This is a genomic window from Deltaproteobacteria bacterium (genome assembly GCA_016874755.1).
In the GTDB taxonomy this organism is placed as follows: Bacteria; Desulfobacterota; Binatia; order UBA9968; family UBA9968; genus DP-20.
Map to the genome: position 1 here is coordinate 63303 of VGTH01000007.1, position 15143 is coordinate 78445.

Annotated in this window: 16 protein-coding genes; 11 read left to right on the forward strand and 5 right to left on the reverse strand. The window is 57.7% G+C overall.

What is annotated here, in order from left to right; genetic code table 11:
- Positions 1-4 precede the first annotated feature (4 nt).
- The 6 genes from FJ145_06110 to FJ145_06135 all read left to right on the forward strand — a co-directional run bounded on the left by FJ145_06110 (position 5) and on the right by FJ145_06135 (position 5767).
- On the forward strand, positions 5-1225 hold the full coding sequence (locus FJ145_06110) for an aminotransferase class I/II-fold pyridoxal phosphate-dependent enzyme (protein ID MBM4261004.1): 1221 nt from the start codon (positions 5-7) through the stop codon (positions 1223-1225).
- 78 nt (positions 1226-1303) lie between these two features.
- A complete protein-coding gene (locus FJ145_06115) occupies positions 1304-2299 on the forward strand; it encodes an ABC transporter substrate-binding protein (protein MBM4261005.1) in 996 nt (331 codons plus the stop codon).
- A gap of 84 nt (positions 2300-2383) precedes the next feature.
- Positions 2384-3346 (forward strand): transporter substrate-binding domain-containing protein, encoded by a 963-nt coding sequence (locus FJ145_06120; protein MBM4261006.1) that lies wholly within the window; start codon positions 2384-2386, stop codon positions 3344-3346.
- A gap of 101 nt (positions 3347-3447) precedes the next feature.
- Positions 3448-4218: an ABC transporter ATP-binding protein gene (locus tag FJ145_06125; GenBank protein ID MBM4261007.1), complete on the forward strand. Its 771-nt coding sequence runs from the start codon at positions 3448-3450 to the stop codon at positions 4216-4218.
- Positions 4215-4994 carry an ABC transporter permease gene (locus tag FJ145_06130; GenBank protein ID MBM4261008.1) on the forward strand — a complete coding sequence of 260 codons (780 nt, stop codon included), beginning with the start codon at positions 4215-4217 and terminating at the stop codon, positions 4992-4994. Before FJ145_06125 ends, FJ145_06130 begins: the two co-directional genes overlap by 4 nt.
- 5 nt (positions 4995-4999) lie before the next feature.
- A complete protein-coding gene (locus FJ145_06135) occupies positions 5000-5767 on the forward strand; it encodes an ABC transporter permease (protein ID MBM4261009.1) in 768 nt (255 codons plus the stop codon).
- 66 nt (positions 5768-5833) lie between these two features.
- Here the strand turns inward: FJ145_06135 and FJ145_06140 are convergent, their stop codons facing one another.
- Both FJ145_06140 and FJ145_06145 read right to left on the reverse strand, forming a co-directional pair.
- Entirely contained in the window at positions 5834-6745 is a 912-nt protein-coding gene (locus FJ145_06140) for a fumarylacetoacetate hydrolase family protein (GenBank protein MBM4261010.1), read from the reverse strand.
- Positions 6746-6880: 135 nt separating this feature from the next.
- Positions 6881-7705, reverse strand: a complete 825-nt coding sequence (locus FJ145_06145; protein ID MBM4261011.1) for an undecaprenyl-diphosphate phosphatase — start codon at positions 7703-7705, stop codon at positions 6881-6883.
- 183 nt (positions 7706-7888) lie between these two features.
- Here FJ145_06145 and FJ145_06150 point away from each other — a divergent pair, with 183 nt between their 5' ends.
- Positions 7889-8977 carry an ornithine cyclodeaminase family protein gene (locus FJ145_06150; protein MBM4261012.1) on the forward strand — a complete coding sequence of 363 codons (1089 nt, stop codon included), beginning with the start codon at positions 7889-7891 and terminating at the stop codon, positions 8975-8977.
- Between the two features lie 95 nt (positions 8978-9072).
- On the opposite strand, the gene FJ145_06155 is transcribed toward FJ145_06150, so the two are convergent.
- Positions 9073-9441, reverse strand: coding sequence for a metallopeptidase family protein (locus FJ145_06155; protein MBM4261013.1), 369 nt, complete (start codon positions 9439-9441; stop codon positions 9073-9075).
- Between FJ145_06155 and FJ145_06160 the strand changes: the two genes are divergently transcribed.
- Both FJ145_06160 and FJ145_06165 read left to right on the forward strand, forming a co-directional pair.
- Positions 9441-10649 carry a transglycosylase gene (locus FJ145_06160; GenBank protein MBM4261014.1) on the forward strand — a complete coding sequence of 403 codons (1209 nt, stop codon included), beginning with the start codon at positions 9441-9443 and terminating at the stop codon, positions 10647-10649. The two genes, FJ145_06155 and FJ145_06160, sit on opposite strands and share 1 nt — an antisense overlap.
- Positions 10650-10662: 13 nt before the next feature.
- The gene (locus FJ145_06165; protein ID MBM4261015.1) at positions 10663-11547 is read left to right on the forward strand and encodes a cation transporter; all 885 of its coding nucleotides are present in this window, start codon (positions 10663-10665) and stop codon (positions 11545-11547) included.
- Positions 11548-11579: 32 nt separating this feature from the next.
- Here the strand turns inward: FJ145_06165 and FJ145_06170 are convergent, their stop codons facing one another.
- A complete protein-coding gene (locus FJ145_06170) occupies positions 11580-12797 on the reverse strand; it encodes an MFS transporter (protein MBM4261016.1) in 1218 nt (405 codons plus the stop codon).
- Positions 12798-13130: 333 nt separating this feature from the next.
- Here FJ145_06170 and FJ145_06175 point away from each other — a divergent pair, with 333 nt between their 5' ends.
- The gene (locus tag FJ145_06175) at positions 13131-13391 is read left to right on the forward strand and encodes a hypothetical protein (protein MBM4261017.1); all 261 of its coding nucleotides are present in this window, start codon (positions 13131-13133) and stop codon (positions 13389-13391) included.
- 35 nt (positions 13392-13426) lie between these two features.
- Positions 13427-14854 (forward strand): UbiD family decarboxylase, encoded by a 1428-nt coding sequence (locus FJ145_06180; protein ID MBM4261018.1) that lies wholly within the window; start codon positions 13427-13429, stop codon positions 14852-14854.
- A gap of 21 nt (positions 14855-14875) precedes the next feature.
- On the opposite strand, the gene FJ145_06185 is transcribed toward FJ145_06180, so the two are convergent.
- Positions 14876-15121, reverse strand: a complete 246-nt coding sequence (locus tag FJ145_06185) for a hypothetical protein (protein ID MBM4261019.1) — start codon at positions 15119-15121, stop codon at positions 14876-14878.
- Positions 15122-15143: the final 22 nt, after the last annotated feature.

The following is a 15143-nucleotide window of genomic DNA, read 5'->3' on the forward strand; positions in this document are numbered from 1 at the left end:
CATCATGGGACACGACAACACGCGTAAACCAGCTTTTTCCAGCAGCGATGCCAACAAACTTGGCTTTAGCACATTGGCGGTGCACGGCGGCGAGCCGCGGCCGAAACTCGGCAGCTCGCTGGCGACGCCGATCGTGCAGACCGCGACCTATACGTTCTCCGGCACGGCGGAGCTGCACGATCACTTTCAGCACAAGATCGACCGTGAAGAGTATGGCCGCTACGGTAACCCGACGCAAAAAATCGCCGAGCAAAAGCTTGCTGCCTTGGAAGGGGCGGAAGATTGCCTGCTGTTCTCCAGCGGCATGGCGGCGGTGACGACGGCGCTCTATGCCGTGCTCTCACACAATTCTCACGTGGTGGTGACCGACGATTCCTATCGCCGCACGCGGCAGTTTCTGACCCAGACATTGCACCGCTATGGCATCGAGGTCTCGGTCGTGCCCGCCGGCGACTACGAAGCCATCGAAGAGGCGATCCGCCCGACGACACGCATGCTGGTGAGCGAGTCGCCGACCAATCCTTACAATCGCATTGTCGACATGGAGCGCTTCGCCGCCATCGGCAAGAAACACCGGGTAAAGACTTTGATCGATGCCACCTTTGCCACGCCGTTCAATCAGCGGCCGCTCGAATTTGGCATCGACTTGGTGCTGCATTCGGCCACGAAATATTTGGCTGGTCACAACGATCTGTTGGCGGGCGCCGTGCTTGGCTCGGAGGCTTTGGTCGATGGTGTTCGTTCGCTGCAGCACATCACCGGCGCGGTCGTCGATCCGATGGCCGCCTATCTGCTCATTCGCGGACTCAAGACTTTTGCCTTGCGCGTGCAGCGGCAAAATACCAATGCTCAAGCCTTGGCCGAGTTTCTCGCCAAACATCGGCGCGTCGACGCCGTCCACTATGCCGGGCTGCCGACCCATCCGCACCATCAGATTGCCAAACGGCAAATGCGCGGCTTTGGCGGTGTAGTTTCGTTCGAAGTCAAAGGCGATCTGGAAGCAACCTCGCGGGTTGTCGACGGCTGCCGCATTCCGCAGATAGCGCCGTCGCTGGGCGGCGTCGAAAGCCTGATTGAACAGCCGGCGCTCATGAGCTTCTACGAGCTGTCAACGGAAGAACGCTTACAAGTAGGCATCAAGGATAACTTGATCCGCTACTCAGTGGGCATCGAAGACACCGAGGACTTGCTTGCCGACATCGCGGCGGCGCTCGATCGCGTGTAGCTAGTCCCATTGCCGTCGCATAGACGCCTGCCGCGCATTTCCCGACAAAAGCTCTTCATCAGCCTGGGTGTTTGTGGCATGTTCGAGATACTATGGTTTCTCGGAGGCTCGATGAGAAAAGGGCTCGTTGTCCCGACCTTGTGTCTGCTGACGTTTCTGTTTGGAGCTGTCGTTCAGGCGCAAAACCTGCGGATCAGTTATTCCGGCGTCTCGGGACAGAACAATGTGATCTGGGTGACCTACGAAGCCGGCTTGTTCAAGAAATACGGCCTCAATACGGAAATGCTGATGATCGCCGGCGGTGTGACCAACATCCAGGCGCTGATGGCGGGGGAGATCGCCTTTGTCTATCAGGGCGCCGCTTCGCCGGTGCAGGCGATTGCGCAGAACGCTGACTTGACGATCATCGCCACGACCTATGGCTTGATGCCCTACGGCATCGTCAGCGGGAAGGGGATACAGACGGCCGCCGACCTCAAGGGCAAACGGGTCGCGGTGTCGCGCATCGGCGGCATCGAAGAGACGGCGATTCGCATTGCGCTCGACAAGCTCGGCGTCGGCGCGCGCAATGTGACGTTTATTCAGACCGGCGCCGATCCAGTGCGGGTCGCCGCGGTGGAATCGGGCGCGGCGTCGGCCGCGGCGCTGGCGCCGCCGGGACTTTTTGGGGCGACGGCCCGTGGGTTGAATTTGCTGACCGATCTCGGAGCGCTCAAGATTCGCTATCCGACGTCGGTCATTTCGGCGCGCCGAACCGCGCTGACGACTGAACGGCCGATGGCCAAGCGATTTCTCATGGCGCTCACCGAAGGGTTGCACGTTTACCGCTCTAACAAGACCCTCGGCATGCAGGCGATGCAGAAGTACACCAAGCAGACCAACCCGGAAATTCTGTCGCAGTCCTACGATTATTTCATCAAGAACACGCCGACCGTGCCGTTGTCTGAACTGGCGGCGTTCGAAAACGCCATGCCCACCGATAAGCCGACCGACCGCAAGCCGCAGAGTTTTTACGACAACTCGATCTTGGAGGAGCTGGTCAACGAAGGCTTCGTCAAGAAAGTTGCTCGTTGAGGTCTTGCAAGGGCAACTCTTGACGTCATTTTCGTTAGCCGCTAGCGTTGGCGCAAAATTGCAGGGATTTGTGGAGGTCGATGTATGTTGATCAGTCGGCGTAATTTTCTGACGAAGGTAACGGTCGGTGTGGCGGGCGTGTCGCTGCTGCGCGATGTCGTTTGGGCGCAGACCAAGAGCAAGCTCGGCTACATGAAGATCGTCGACAACGCGGCGATGTTCATGGCGATGGAAAAGGGTTTCTTCAAGGCCGAAGGCCTGGAGTTGGAAACCGTTCCCATGGCCGGCGGCGCGGTGATCGTGCAGGGCGTGACCTCGGGCGATCTGCAGTTTGGCTGGACCAATGTGATTTCGCTCTATCAGGCATTTGTCGAAGGCTTCGATTTCAAGCTCATCGCCGGCGGCGCCACCAATGTGCGCGGCAGCAACGAAACCCACGCGATCATCGTCGGCAAAGATTCACCGATCAAGCAGGCTAAAGACCTCGAAGGCAAAACCGTCGCGGTCAATACCTTGAACAACATCGTGCACCTGATGGCGATGGCGTGGGTCGACAAGAACGGCGGCGCGGCCGGCAAAATAAAATTTATCGAAATTCCTTTCCCCGCCATGGAGGCCGCCTTGGTCGCCGGCAAGGTCGACGCCATCAGCGTACAGGAGCCGTTTGCCGCCGCGGCGGCGCGGCGCGCCGAAACCCGCGTGCTCTCGAATCCTTGGGGCGACGTGCTGCCGAGATTCCTGGTCGCCAGCTGGTTTGCTTCCGAGAAGTGGATTCAAAAAAACAAATCCACGGGCGAGGCGTTTGTGCGCGCGATCAATCGCGGCGTTGACGCCATTCGCACCGACAAAGACGGCGCGCGCGCGGCGATGATCAAATGGGCCGGCTTGAACCCCGACTTCGTCGGCAAGATTGGCCTGCCGCAGTTTGAAAAAGCGATCAACGAAAAAGACGTTCAGGTGACGATGGACCTGACCTACAAGTACAAATTGATTTCCAAGCCGCTCAAAGCGCGCGAAGTGTTGAGCGACCTAGCGCGCAAAGCATGAAGAAATGGAGTCATGGAGTGTTGGAATGATGGAGTATTGGGTTTCGGACCCAACGCTCCAATACTCCATCACGCCAATGTCCGAGACCTCCCGCCGTGCCGATTCTCCAGGTCCAAGGCCTTTCCAAGAGTTACCGTCAGGCCGGCGGTGAAACCACCGTCGCCATTGGCAACATCACCTGCGCAGTCGAAGCCGGTGAGTTCGTTTCGTTCGTCGGGCCGTCCGGCTGCGGCAAGACGACGCTATTGATGTCGATTGCCGGGCTGCTTGCGCCGACAGCCGGCAAGATCATCGTCAATGGCAGCGAAGTCGCCGGGCCGCCGCGCGATCTAGTATTACTGTTCCAGGAATACAACAAGTCGCTTTTCGCCTGGCGCACGGTGCTCGGCAACGTGCTGTTTGGCGTCCATGCGCGCGGCAATCATTCCACTGAAGGGGATGCCAAGGCGCGCCAATTGATCGAGTTGGTCGGCCTCAAGGGCTTCGAAAAGCATTATCCTTGGGAGCTCTCCGGCGGCATGCAGCAGCGCGTGGCGATCGCCCGGGCGCTGGCGTACGAACCGCAGCTATTGCTGATGGATGAGCCCTTCGGCGCTCTCGATGCGCTGACGCGCTTGGAGCTCGAAGACATGCTGCTCAAGCTTTGGGCCGAACTGAGAACCACGATTCTGTTCATTACCCACGATATCGAAGAGGCGATTTATCTCTCGGATCGAATCTGGATGCTGAGCCGGCGCCCGTCGCAAATCGTCCAGGAATTTAGAATCGACTTTTCCCGCCCGCGTCATCAAGTCAACACGCGCGCCGAGCCGCGCTTCATGGAGATCCGCAACGATATCTATCGGCAGATTGGCAATGCCGGTGCTTCATGACGGAAGCTAAGCGATTCAATTGGCTCGGCTGGCTCGCGTTTGCCGGGCTTTTGCTAGCCTGGGAGTTTGCCGCGCGCGGTAACCCCAAGCTGCAACTTTATTTCCCGCCAATCAGTACGATCATGGCGTCGCTCTGTCAGCTTGTTGTCGGCGGCCGGATCGGCGGCCATTTCTGGGTAACGGTGATCCGTTTCTTTGCGGGCTACGCGCTTGCCGCGTTAATTGCAGTCTTGCTCGGCATCGTGCTTGGCTATTTCCGCGTGCTCCATAGCTTTGTCGCCATGCTGATCGAATTTCTCCGGCCGATGCCGTCGGTGGCGATCATTCCGGTGGCGATCTTACTGCTCGGCATCGGCGACGGCATGATTGTCGCGGTGACGGTCTACGCCAGCATCTGGGCGATCTTGATCAATACCATCGAAGGTGTGCGCCACATCGAGCCGACGTTGATCGATACCGCGCGGACCTTCGGCCTCGGGCGCGGGCAGGTGCTCTGGCAAATCATTCTGCCGGCGGCGTCGCCATACATTGTCACGGGATTGCGCATCGGTTTATCGATCGCGCTAATTCTCGTAACCACCGCGGAGATGATCGCCGGCAGCAAGGGACTGGGCTTTTTCATCCTCGACGAAGAGCGCTCGATGAACAGCAGCAACATGTACGCCGGGATTGTCGTCGTTGCGGTGCTCGGCTATGCGCTGAACCGGGTTTTTCTCATCATCGAAAGTAAAGCGATGCGCTGGCACCACGGCATGACCGCGCGCGGCGGCGCATAGATTTTGTGAGAACCTCGAAGCTCAACGGTATCGTGTTTTTGCTAGCACTCTTGGTGCTATGGGAGTGCGTCGCTCAGGCGGGCTGGGTCAATCCCTTAATCGTGCCGCCGCTCAGCCGCATTCTGCAAGTCTTTTACGACTTGGTGTCGTCCGGCCAGATTCCGCTGCAGATCGTCGCGAGCATGAAACGCGCGGCGGCCGGTTATTTGTTGGCGGCGCTGGTCTTCATTCCGCTCGGCATCGCCATGGGATTGTGGCGGCGGGTTGACGATTTCTTTGCGGTGATTGTCGAAATGCTCCGGCCGATTCCGCCGCCGGTGGTGATACCGGTCGCCTTGCTTTTCTTCGGCTTGGAAGATTCCATGAAGATCTTCGTGATTTTTTTCTCGTGCGCCTGGCCGATTTTGCTCAACACGCTCGACGGCGTGCGCAGCGTCGACCCGATCTTACTGCACACCGCACGCACCTTTGGTTTATCCTATGGGAAAACCATCTGGCAGGTGATTCTGCCGGCGAGCGCGCCGCAGATCATGACCGGTCTGCGGGTCAGCCTGCCGATCACGCTGATCCTAGTGGTGATCTCGGAGATGGTCGGCAGCACCGACGGCATCGGCTATTTCGTGCTCGATGCCCAGCGGCGTTTCAAAGTGGCGCAAATGTACGCCGGCATGTTGGTGCTGGCGCTGCTAGGATACGTGCTGAATGTTGTCTTTGACTGGGTCTACAGGAATCTATTGTCGTGGCATGTCGGAAGTAGGAAGGATGAATCATGAAGGATGAAACAAAGACAGATCAAACGGGCTTCAATTCACCCTTCATAATTCTGAATTCATAATCACTTATACCACGTGCATGCCGCCGCCGGGAGGCGGTGTCGGTTGATTCTTGCCGGGCAGCCAGGGGACGTCTTTGCGCGGGCTGTTGCCTTTGACGCTGAACTTGGCGCGGCCCATGTTCTCGAATTCGATCTCAATCGTATCGCCGGCATTCACCGGCATCAGTCCCTCGTGGAACGTGCCCGTGAGGACGACGTCGCCGGGACTCAGAGTCAAAAATTTCGTCAGCCAGGCGATCTGATTGGGCACCTTATGGGCCATGGCGCCGGTGTTGTAGTTCTGGCGCGGCTCGCCATTGGTCCAGGACTTCACGATCACGTTGTGCGGGTCGGGGATTTCGTCCTTGGTGATGATCCACGGGCCGCAACAGCCGTGCGCGCCTTGCCCTTTGCCGATGAACTGGGTGCGCCGCACTAGCCCTCGGGTTGAAATATCGAACATCGGCACGTAGCCGAAAACATGATCTAACGCGTTTTTCTCCGAGACGTTTTCCGCGGTTTTCCCCATGACGAAAGCAAATTCGGCTTCGGGCTGATAGACCACGCAGGCCGGGATGTCGCGGAGATTTACCGATTCCCCGGGGCCGACCAGGTCCGGCGACTTGTAGAAATATTCATTGGGAAAATTGTCCGCGGTGCGGCCAGGCCGGTCGATGTAGTTGCTGAACGCCGCGAGACATTTGCCCGGGCGCGCCAGTGGGCTGCGCAGCTCAACGCTACCGAGCGGCACGCCTTCCTGTTCGGCCAAAACTTTTTCGAAACGGCGGCGATACTTGCGCCAGCCTGCGATGACTTCCTCCATGACGCGCTGCGGCCCCTTGGCCTTGCGCGCGCTGATCGTATCGCTAACATCGACGACGCGATCGCCGCTTTTCACGACGCCGATGCGGTCGTCATTGAATCGCAGAATCTTCAATGTTGTGCCCTCCCCTACGCGGAATGGGCTATGTTTGCGACAAGTGGCCGGGAATGTCAAATCGAGGACCGACGAAGGCCTGCGGCCAGAAAAGCATCGGTGTGCGAAGTTGCCGAAACAAACCGTCTCGGGGCGTTAGAATTTCAGGCCAACGGTCAAGTAGTAAAAGATCGGCGCGGCGATGATCCGATACCATCCAAAAGGCGCCAGAGTCCATCTGTTGATAAGCTGGATGAAGCCTTGAATCGCGATGGCGGCGACGCCGAAAGAAACGATGAAACCGATGGCTAGAGTGTCCATCTCGTCGTCAGTCAGGGAGCCGCCCATCTTGAGCATCTCGTAGCCCGTGGCGATGCACATAATTGGCACGGCGACGATGAAAGAAAACTCGGCCGCTGCTCTGCGGTTGAGGCCCAGCAGCATGCCGCCGATGATGGTGGCCGCCGAGCGCGACGTGCCGGGCCAGAGCGAAAGGACTTGAAAGCAGCCGATGCCGAAGGCCTGCGTCAGGCTCATGGTATCGAGCCCGTTGGTAGTTTTCTTGTTTAGGAATTTTTCAACCAGCAATATCGCAATGCCGCCGACCAGCAGCGCCGCGGTGACGGTGGTGGGAGAAAAGAGATGCTCCTTGATCGCTTTGCGCGCCACGAAGCCAACTGCCAGCGCAGGCAACATAGCCAGGCCGATGCGCATGAGGCCCGACCAACCCTCCAGGGCGGTAAATTTTTGGTCGGTATAGATGCGGCGGCGCGGGATCAGTAGAAAAAACTGGTCGTGGTAGAGCGCCACGACCGAAAGAATCGCGCCAAGCTGAATGACGACTTCAAAGCTATGCGCTTTGTCGCCGACGAAGCCGAGTAGATGGCCAAACAGTATGAGATGGCCGGTGGAGGATACCGGAAGAAACTCGGTTAGCCCTTCGACGGCGCCCAGAATCGTTGCGATCACCCAATCTTCCAAAGCAAACCTCCCAAACCCTTCGCAAGTGTAAAGTTAAATGGGTGAGAGTCAACAGGGGTCGGCGCCAGATGTGTTCGTCGGTCTTCGTTGCCGCGGGAAAAAAATAATGTCTCGCGCGGGGTTGTTGCGCCGGTTTCTTCCAAAGTGGCGCCACATATTATAAGCCAGGAGACGGAGGGCTTTATGCTGTTAATCAACAATCAGGAAGTGGAAAAATTGTTCACCATGAAAGACTGCCTCGACGCGCTCGAGGACGGCTATGACGACTTGAGCAAGGGGGATGCGGTTTATCGTCCCAGACTCGATCTGTGGATGCCCTGCGAGCGGCCCGACGGCTATTGGCGCTGGGGCACGATGGAGGGGGCGAGCCGCAAGATCGGCGTCTTTGCCATTCGCATGAAGTCCGACGTGGTGTATTGGCCGAGCGGCGAGACCGAAGAGAAATATTGCATGCAGCCCGGCACCTGGTGCGGCCTGGTGATGGTCTTTAGCGTGCGCAACGGCGAGCCGCTGGCGATCGTCAACGACGGTCTATTGCAGCATATGCGGGTTGGCGGCTGCGCCGGCTTGGGCGCGAAATATTTGTCACGGCAAGACGCCTGTGACGTCGGCATCTTCGGCTCCGGCGGCATGGCGCGCAGTTATCTCGAAGCGTTTTACGAAGTGCGCAAGCTGCGCCGCGTGCGCGTTTACAGCCCGACCAAGGCCAACCGCGAAGCCTTCGCGCGCGAGATGACCGGCAAGTTGGACATCGAGGTCGTGGCGGTGGACGGGCCGGAAAAAGTCGTACGCGAGGCAGACATCGTCGCCACCTGCACCGACTCGACCCAGACCGTTTTCGATCAACCGGAGTGGCTCAAGGAAGGCGCCCATATCACCTGCGTGCGCGCCTGCGAAGTGGGCCCCAAAGTGATCAAACAGTGCGATCTCTCGGTCAAGCTCGGGCGCAACACTTTTGAAGCGATGGACGAAGGCATGATTCGCTTGCACGGCAACGCCGGCTTCATTGCCGGCCAGCCGGAGGAGCGGGCGCGCATTCCCAACCCGGCGGTGGACAATTACAAGGGCGACTACTTCAAATACTTCATGGATATCCGCAGCGGCAAAGTGCCCGGCAGGCAAAACAATAAGCAAGTGACTTTCTTCATCAATGCCGGCACTCAGGGACTCCAGTTTGCGGCCTGCGCCGGCAAAGTCGTCGAGCTGGCGAAACAGAAAAAGATGGGGCGCGAGCTGCCGACCGAGTGGTTTTTGCAAGATATCAGAGACTAACGGTTGTTTCGGGTTTCGAGTTTTGGGTTTCGTGTTGCCGGATTTGGGTAGTGTTCAAAAAAACCCAAACTCGGAACCCGAAACTCGAAACGTATTCAATACCCCAAATCCTCTATCTCATCCTCGTCCATGCCGAAGAAATGGGCGATCTCGTGTAGCACCGTCAGCCGAATCTCCTCACGCAAATCTTGCGGATCGGGAAAATCTTCGAGCAACGGCTCGGAAAAAATGGTAATCTTGTCCGGTAACAGCGGCGGATCGAGCAAGGAACGCTCGGGCAGGGGAACGCCTTGATAGATGCCATACAAACTATCGTGGCGCGGGTCGAGGCCTTCTTCGCGCAAGAGCTCCGCGCTGGGCCGTTTCTCGATGACGATTTCGAGATTCAGCAACTGATCGCGAAATTCTTTCGGCAAGCGGTCTAAAACTTGCACAACCGCTTTCTTAAAATCGTTTTTGTCCAATGACGTTAGGTTACCTTCAATTGATTGGCCGGTTCAAGCCGGTTTTTTGGCGCAGCGCTCTCGGACTTCTGGCCGGTGTCATTATTTTGGCGAGCCCAACGGGCGCTGTTGCGCAACCCGATTGGGCCGACGACCTGGACCGCGATTCTTTGCGCACCGCGATCCGGCGCAGTATCAGCTATCTCGACAAGCTGCCGCGCGAGCGCGTGGTCGGTGAGCAGCCGCGCCGCCTGAGCGCCGGACAGGTGCTCGACTCGCTGCGGGCATTCGAGCGCTTGCTTGAACGCTGGGATTGTCGCCCCTGCTTTCAAAAGGAGCTGCAGTCGCGTTTCGAGCTGGTGCCGTCGTCCAACGATACCGAGCTGGAGCAGGTGTTGTTCACTGGCTACTACCAGCCGATACTCGAGGCGAGCCTGACGCGGACGGAGGAGTATCGCTATCCGCTCTACGGCACGCCGGCCGACTTGGTCATGGCGGAACGGGTAACGCTCACCCCGGAAGTGAGAATCGAAAGAGTCATCGGCCGCGCCGACGATGTGAGTTTCCCTGCCTACTATTCGCGGCGCGAGATCGATGAGGCCGGTGCTTTGCTTGGCCGTGGTATCGAGCTTGCCTGGGCGAAGGATCCGGTGGATATTTTTTTCTTGCAGATACAAGGCTCGGGAGTGTTGCAGTTGCCCGACGGCCGGCGAATTCACATCGGCTATGCGGCGCAAAACGGGCAACCCTATCGCAGCATTGGCCGTTTGCTGATCGATCAAGAGAAAATTCCCAAAGAAGAGATGTCGATGCAGCGGCTGCGCCGCTATCTGGCGGAGAATCCGGCGGAGCGCGATGAAATTCTCTACTATAACGAGAGCTACGTGTTCTTTCGGCTCTTGGAGGATGGACCGTTTGGCAGCCTCGGTGTGACGTTGACACCGGGGCGGTCACTGGCCACCGATTCGCGGCTGTTTCCCAAAGGCGCATTGGCGTTTGTTGCCACCGAGCAGCCAGTGGTCGGTGCCGACGGCGAGGTGCGCAGTTGGGAGCCCTTGTCGCGCTTTATGTTGAACCAGGACACCGGCGGGGCGATTCGCGGGCTACAGCGCGGCGACATTTACTTCGGCGGCGGCGCCGCGGCCGGCGCGCAAGCCGGTTACATGAATCGGCAGGGCAAATTGTTTTTTCTCGTCTTGAAGGACAAAGCCGCGGCGGTCAAGCGATGAATAGGATCCGGCGATGAGCGGCGAACATAAGCGGCATGACGAGACGCGCCGGCTTACCGCGGCGCTGGCGATCAGCGCCGCTTATTTTGTCGCCGAGGTGGTCGCCGGCTTTCTCACCAATAGTCTGGCGCTGCTTTCCGATGCCGGCCACATGCTCTCCGATGTCGGCGCGATGGCGCTCAGCTTATTCGCCTTTCGCATGGCGGCACGGCCGGCGACGCACAGCAGCACCTATGGCTTTCACCGGGCCGAGATTCTTGCCGCGCTTTTCAATGGCCTAACGCTCTGGCTGATCGTCGGCGTGATCTTCACCGCAGCGTTTAACCGCTTCTTCAACCCACCCCACGTAGAAAGTTTTGGCATGATGGTGGTTGCGGTGCTGGGCTTGTTGGTAAATATCGCCGCGGGTTTAATTCTGCATCACGGTCATCACTATAGTCTCAATATGCGCGGCGCGTTCCTGCATGTGATTAGCGATGCGATTGGCTCGGTCGGTGCGATTGTCGCCGGCGTTGTCATGCTGACTACTGGCTGGTACTTGGCCGATCCGCTGATCAGCGTCTTCATAGGATTTCTCGTCCTCTATTCGTCCTGGAATCTGGTCAAAGACTCGGTCAGCGTGCTCATGCAATCGGTGCCCAAAGGCATACAGCTCGACGAAGTGCGCGAAACCATCGAGGCGGTCGACGGCGTCGCCAAAGTCCATGACCTGCACGTTTGGGCGGTAACTTCGGGTATCTACACTTTGAGCGCTCACGCCGTGGTGGAAAATGGCGGCGATTTTCACCAGGTGCTCGACGGCATCGAAATCACGCTCAAGGAGCGCTTCAACATCGAGCACACAACCATCCAGCTAGAAACCGAGAGTCGCGAGGAAAAAGAGTTTAAGGATTTTTAAGCCGGTTGACACTGGTCAAACGGCCTTCGTTTTTAGGACGCTGCCGCCACCGGGCGTTGGTTCGCCCGCGGCAGCAGCAGTGCCATCAATCCTACGCTGACCAGCGAAAGAATCCCGATCAACCAGAAGATCGTCGGCAGGTCGGCGCTGACCAACAGCAAGCCGACAATCGATGTCGACGTGGTTTTAGAAATCTGCTGAATCAAACGGTCGACGGACACGATGCCGGCGCGCAGCTCAGCCGGAGCGTTTTGGGTGAGCAGGCTCTTTTGCATCGGTGAAATGACGCCGTTGGCTAGGCCGTAGAACAGCAATGACGAACCCATCAGCCAGACATTGGGAATGAATGGAACGGCAATGATCGAAAGGCCACTGATGATAAAGGCGATGAACAGCAAAGTCGCCTTGTCTCTACCCGCGGCGATGCGGCCGGCCTGACTCGATGTGATCATGGCGCCGATGGCGAAAAACACGTAAAGCAAACCGGCCGTTGCCGTCGAGACGCCGTGGGTGCGTACGAGAAACAACGGAAAATAGGTGAGAAAACCGTAGTCGAGAAAAAAGCGCAGGAAGCCGGCGGAGAAGGCAACCATCAGCTTGGGATGGCGCGTCAGCCGGAGGATGTCGCCCAGGTAGGCTTTAGTGCCGCCTTTAGTTTTTCCCTTGGTCTCCGGCATCCAGACAAGCGCAGCGACGCCAAGCGGTACGGTGAAAAAATAAAAAGCGAACGGCCAGTACCAAGCGAAGGTGGCGAGAAAACCGCCCAGCGGCGGCAGCAGCATGTAGCCGACCCGATCGAGAAATACTTTTAATCCCTGCCCGCCGATTTCGTTGTCGCCTTCGAGCAGATCGCCAATCAACACAATCGTCAGCGGCGTCACGGCGGCAAAGGCCACGCCCTGCAGCACACGAAAAACTAGCAGCCAAGTGAAGTTGGGTGCGAAAGCCATGGCCGCGCCGCAGATGCCATAAGCAATCAGTCCCACACCCATCAAAAGCCGGCGGCCGCGCAAATCGGCGATCACGCCGAAAATCGGCGAGAGAAATATCGCCGGCCCGGCGAGCGCCGTCATGATTAACCCAAGCGCGGAATCGCTGATACCAAACGGTTGGATCAACGCCGGCAACACCGGCTGAATGAAGTTAACACCCATGGTCAGCCCGACGCTGGCTGCCATGACGATGTACAGCGCCCGCGACTTGTCGCGCGGCAAACCGCCGAGCCCGAACATGGTAAGCACCGAGGGCATGGGATGATCAGTAGGGGAATTCGAATGGTGAGTCAAATGAATCGGTTCGTTCACACTGTCACGTTATGTTGGAGTGCATGCTATAGTCGTATCGTTGCCGTTGTCCTTGACCTTGGGTATCTCAATGCAGGGCATGATTGAGTAAAAGATGACGATCAAGAAGGCACAAAGGTCGGTGATCCCAGAACGATTAGCCGACTCTGAGGCATGCAATCGCAAACAGCTCACGCATCGCTCGAAGAAAGACGGGCGCATTTTCTCGGTGCAATTCAAGGGAAACCCGTACTATCCTGGGTTTCAATTTGACGTTCAATAAGGGGTCCCAGGGAAGCAATGGCTGAGCTTATCCAAACACTGGGCGAGCTTTATCGGGGATGGTCGTTGGCGCTGTGGTTTACTAGTGCCAATGAGTGGCCGCCGGAAAACGGCCGATCGACAACTCGTTATGTGGATGTCTCTTTTGAGTTTGGTGATAACAGCCGCGGTTACAAAACTAACTGGCGCCAAGAGGCGCAAGTGCTGGCGGATAAGATCGCCGCGTCGTTGGCGGTCACAACCTTCGCGAAAAAACAAGCGGCTGAATTGGTTTTGTGATATCACAAGTCATTTCATCCCTGCGGAGATAATTCATGTCTCAAGACATGCGTTCGTGGATTGATCAGTTAGAGAAAGCTGGCCTGCTAGCGCGGATTGCGAAACCGGTGGACCCGCGCACGCAGATGGGGGCGCTCTTGTGGCAGGCGCGCGATCGCGGGTTGTTGTTTGAGAATCTGCCCGGTTATCCTGGTTGGCGCTGTCTGGGCCAGGCACCGGGCGATGTTTCGCTGGCGCCGGTGGCCTTTGGCACCGAGCGCGACGAAATGGTGCCGGAGTTTGTTCGGCGCACCGAGAAATTGGGCCGCACGCGTTTGGTCGAGACCGGGCCGGTGCAGGATAGAGTCTTGCTCGGCGACGAAGTCGATATCACCAAGATGCCGATCCATCAGGCTGGCATTCGCGACGGCGGGCCGTTTATCGGCTCGGGCTTGATGATCACGAAAAATCCCGAAACTGGGCGGCGTAACTTGAGCTTTCACCGTTTGCAGATGAAGGGGCCGAACAAGACCGGCATTTTACTTTACCCGCGCCACGCCTGGGCCAACTATCAGATGTACGAAGCGGAGAACAAACCGATGCCGGTGGCGATCATGATCGGCCACCATCCGATGTATTACATGGCGGCGGCGACGACGACGCAGTACGGAGTTGACGAATTGGAAATCGCCTCCGCGTTGTTGCAGGAAGACGTCGAGTTGGTGAAGTGCCGGACGGTGGATTTAGAAGTTCCGGCCTTTGCCGAAATCATTCTCGAAGGCGAGATCCCGCCGAAGGTGCGCGAGCCCGAAGGGCCTTTCAGTGAATTTCAAGATTATTATTTGACCGGTTCCGGCATGAACCCCATCGTTAACATCAAAGCGATCACCATGCGGCGCGATGCGATTTTTAAAAACATTCAAAACGGCACCGAAGTCGAAGGCTGCGTTTACCACAAAGTTCCCATGTCGGCGCAGATGCTGCGCCGGGCGCGCAACGTCGGCGGCTTGGCGGATGTCAAAAACGTCTTGGTCATGCCGGGAATCTTCGGTGTGGTGGTGCAGATGAACCCGCGCTACTACGGCGAAGCGCGCAACGTTTTGATGTCGGTGTTGTCGAGTGAATATCAGCATCCCAAGATCGCCATTGCCGTCGATCCGGATGTCGATATTTTCAATTACGCGGAAATTTTGTGGGCGATCAATACGCGGGTCAATCCGTCGGAAGATATCGTCGTGATCAACGGCGCAAAAATTCACGCCATGGATCCGTCCTGCCCCGAGTTCGGCTCTCCCGGCGCGCCGGGCTGGCATCGCATCGGCGGTAAAATGATCATCGACGCGACCAAGCCGCCGGAGTGCGACGCGAAGCGGCGCAGCGAATTTGAAAGATTGAAACCTGTGGGTTGGGAAACAATTAGAATCGAGGATTTCTTGCCGGAAGGAGCGCCGCCGCTGCGCTTTAAACCGAAGATACCGCTCTAATCGGGTGGCGGCGCTGCTGCGTTATTCGTCGGTCTCGCCGAAGTAATCGCGCAGAATGCGTTCTTTGATGTATTCGATGGCGCCGAGATCCTGCACGATGTCGCCGCCGGTGTCGTAGAAAAAAATGTCGCCTTTTTTGTTGCGGCCGATGGCGACCAGCCAATCGAGCTCGTCGCGGTCTTCGAGAAGGTAATTGATCGCCTGGTTGGCGCCTTTGCTTGCGATGATCGTGACTTTGGGAGCGGTGGACTTCTTGGGTTGGCTCATTAACTTGTCTCCTGGCTTAGGG

What these genes read in the sequence shown, in the direction of transcription:
- FJ145_06110 (MBM4261004.1), top strand. Translation starts at nt 5, where the DNA reads ATGGGACACGACAACACGCGTAAACCAGCTTTTTCCAGCAGCGATGCC.
- FJ145_06115 (MBM4261005.1), top strand. Translation starts at nt 1,304, where the DNA reads ATGTTCGAGATACTATGGTTTCTCGGAGGCTCGATGAGAAAAGGGCTC.
- FJ145_06120 (MBM4261006.1), top strand. Translation starts at nt 2,384, where the DNA reads ATGTTGATCAGTCGGCGTAATTTTCTGACGAAGGTAACGGTCGGTGTG.
- FJ145_06130 (MBM4261008.1), top strand. Translation starts at nt 4,215, where the DNA reads ATGACGGAAGCTAAGCGATTCAATTGGCTCGGCTGGCTCGCGTTTGCC.
- FJ145_06150 (MBM4261012.1), top strand. Translation starts at nt 7,889, where the DNA reads ATGCTGTTAATCAACAATCAGGAAGTGGAAAAATTGTTCACCATGAAA.
- FJ145_06160 (MBM4261014.1), top strand. Translation starts at nt 9,441, where the DNA reads ATGACGTTAGGTTACCTTCAATTGATTGGCCGGTTCAAGCCGGTTTTT.
- FJ145_06165 (MBM4261015.1), top strand. Translation starts at nt 10,663, where the DNA reads ATGAGCGGCGAACATAAGCGGCATGACGAGACGCGCCGGCTTACCGCG.
- FJ145_06170 (MBM4261016.1), bottom strand. Translation starts at nt 12,797, where the DNA reads ATGCCCTCGGTGCTTACCATGTTCGGGCTCGGCGGTTTGCCGCGCGAC.
- FJ145_06175 (MBM4261017.1), top strand. Translation starts at nt 13,131, where the DNA reads ATGGCTGAGCTTATCCAAACACTGGGCGAGCTTTATCGGGGATGGTCG.
- FJ145_06180 (MBM4261018.1), top strand. Translation starts at nt 13,427, where the DNA reads ATGTCTCAAGACATGCGTTCGTGGATTGATCAGTTAGAGAAAGCTGGC.
- FJ145_06185 (MBM4261019.1), bottom strand. Translation starts at nt 15,121, where the DNA reads ATGAGCCAACCCAAGAAGTCCACCGCTCCCAAAGTCACGATCATCGCA.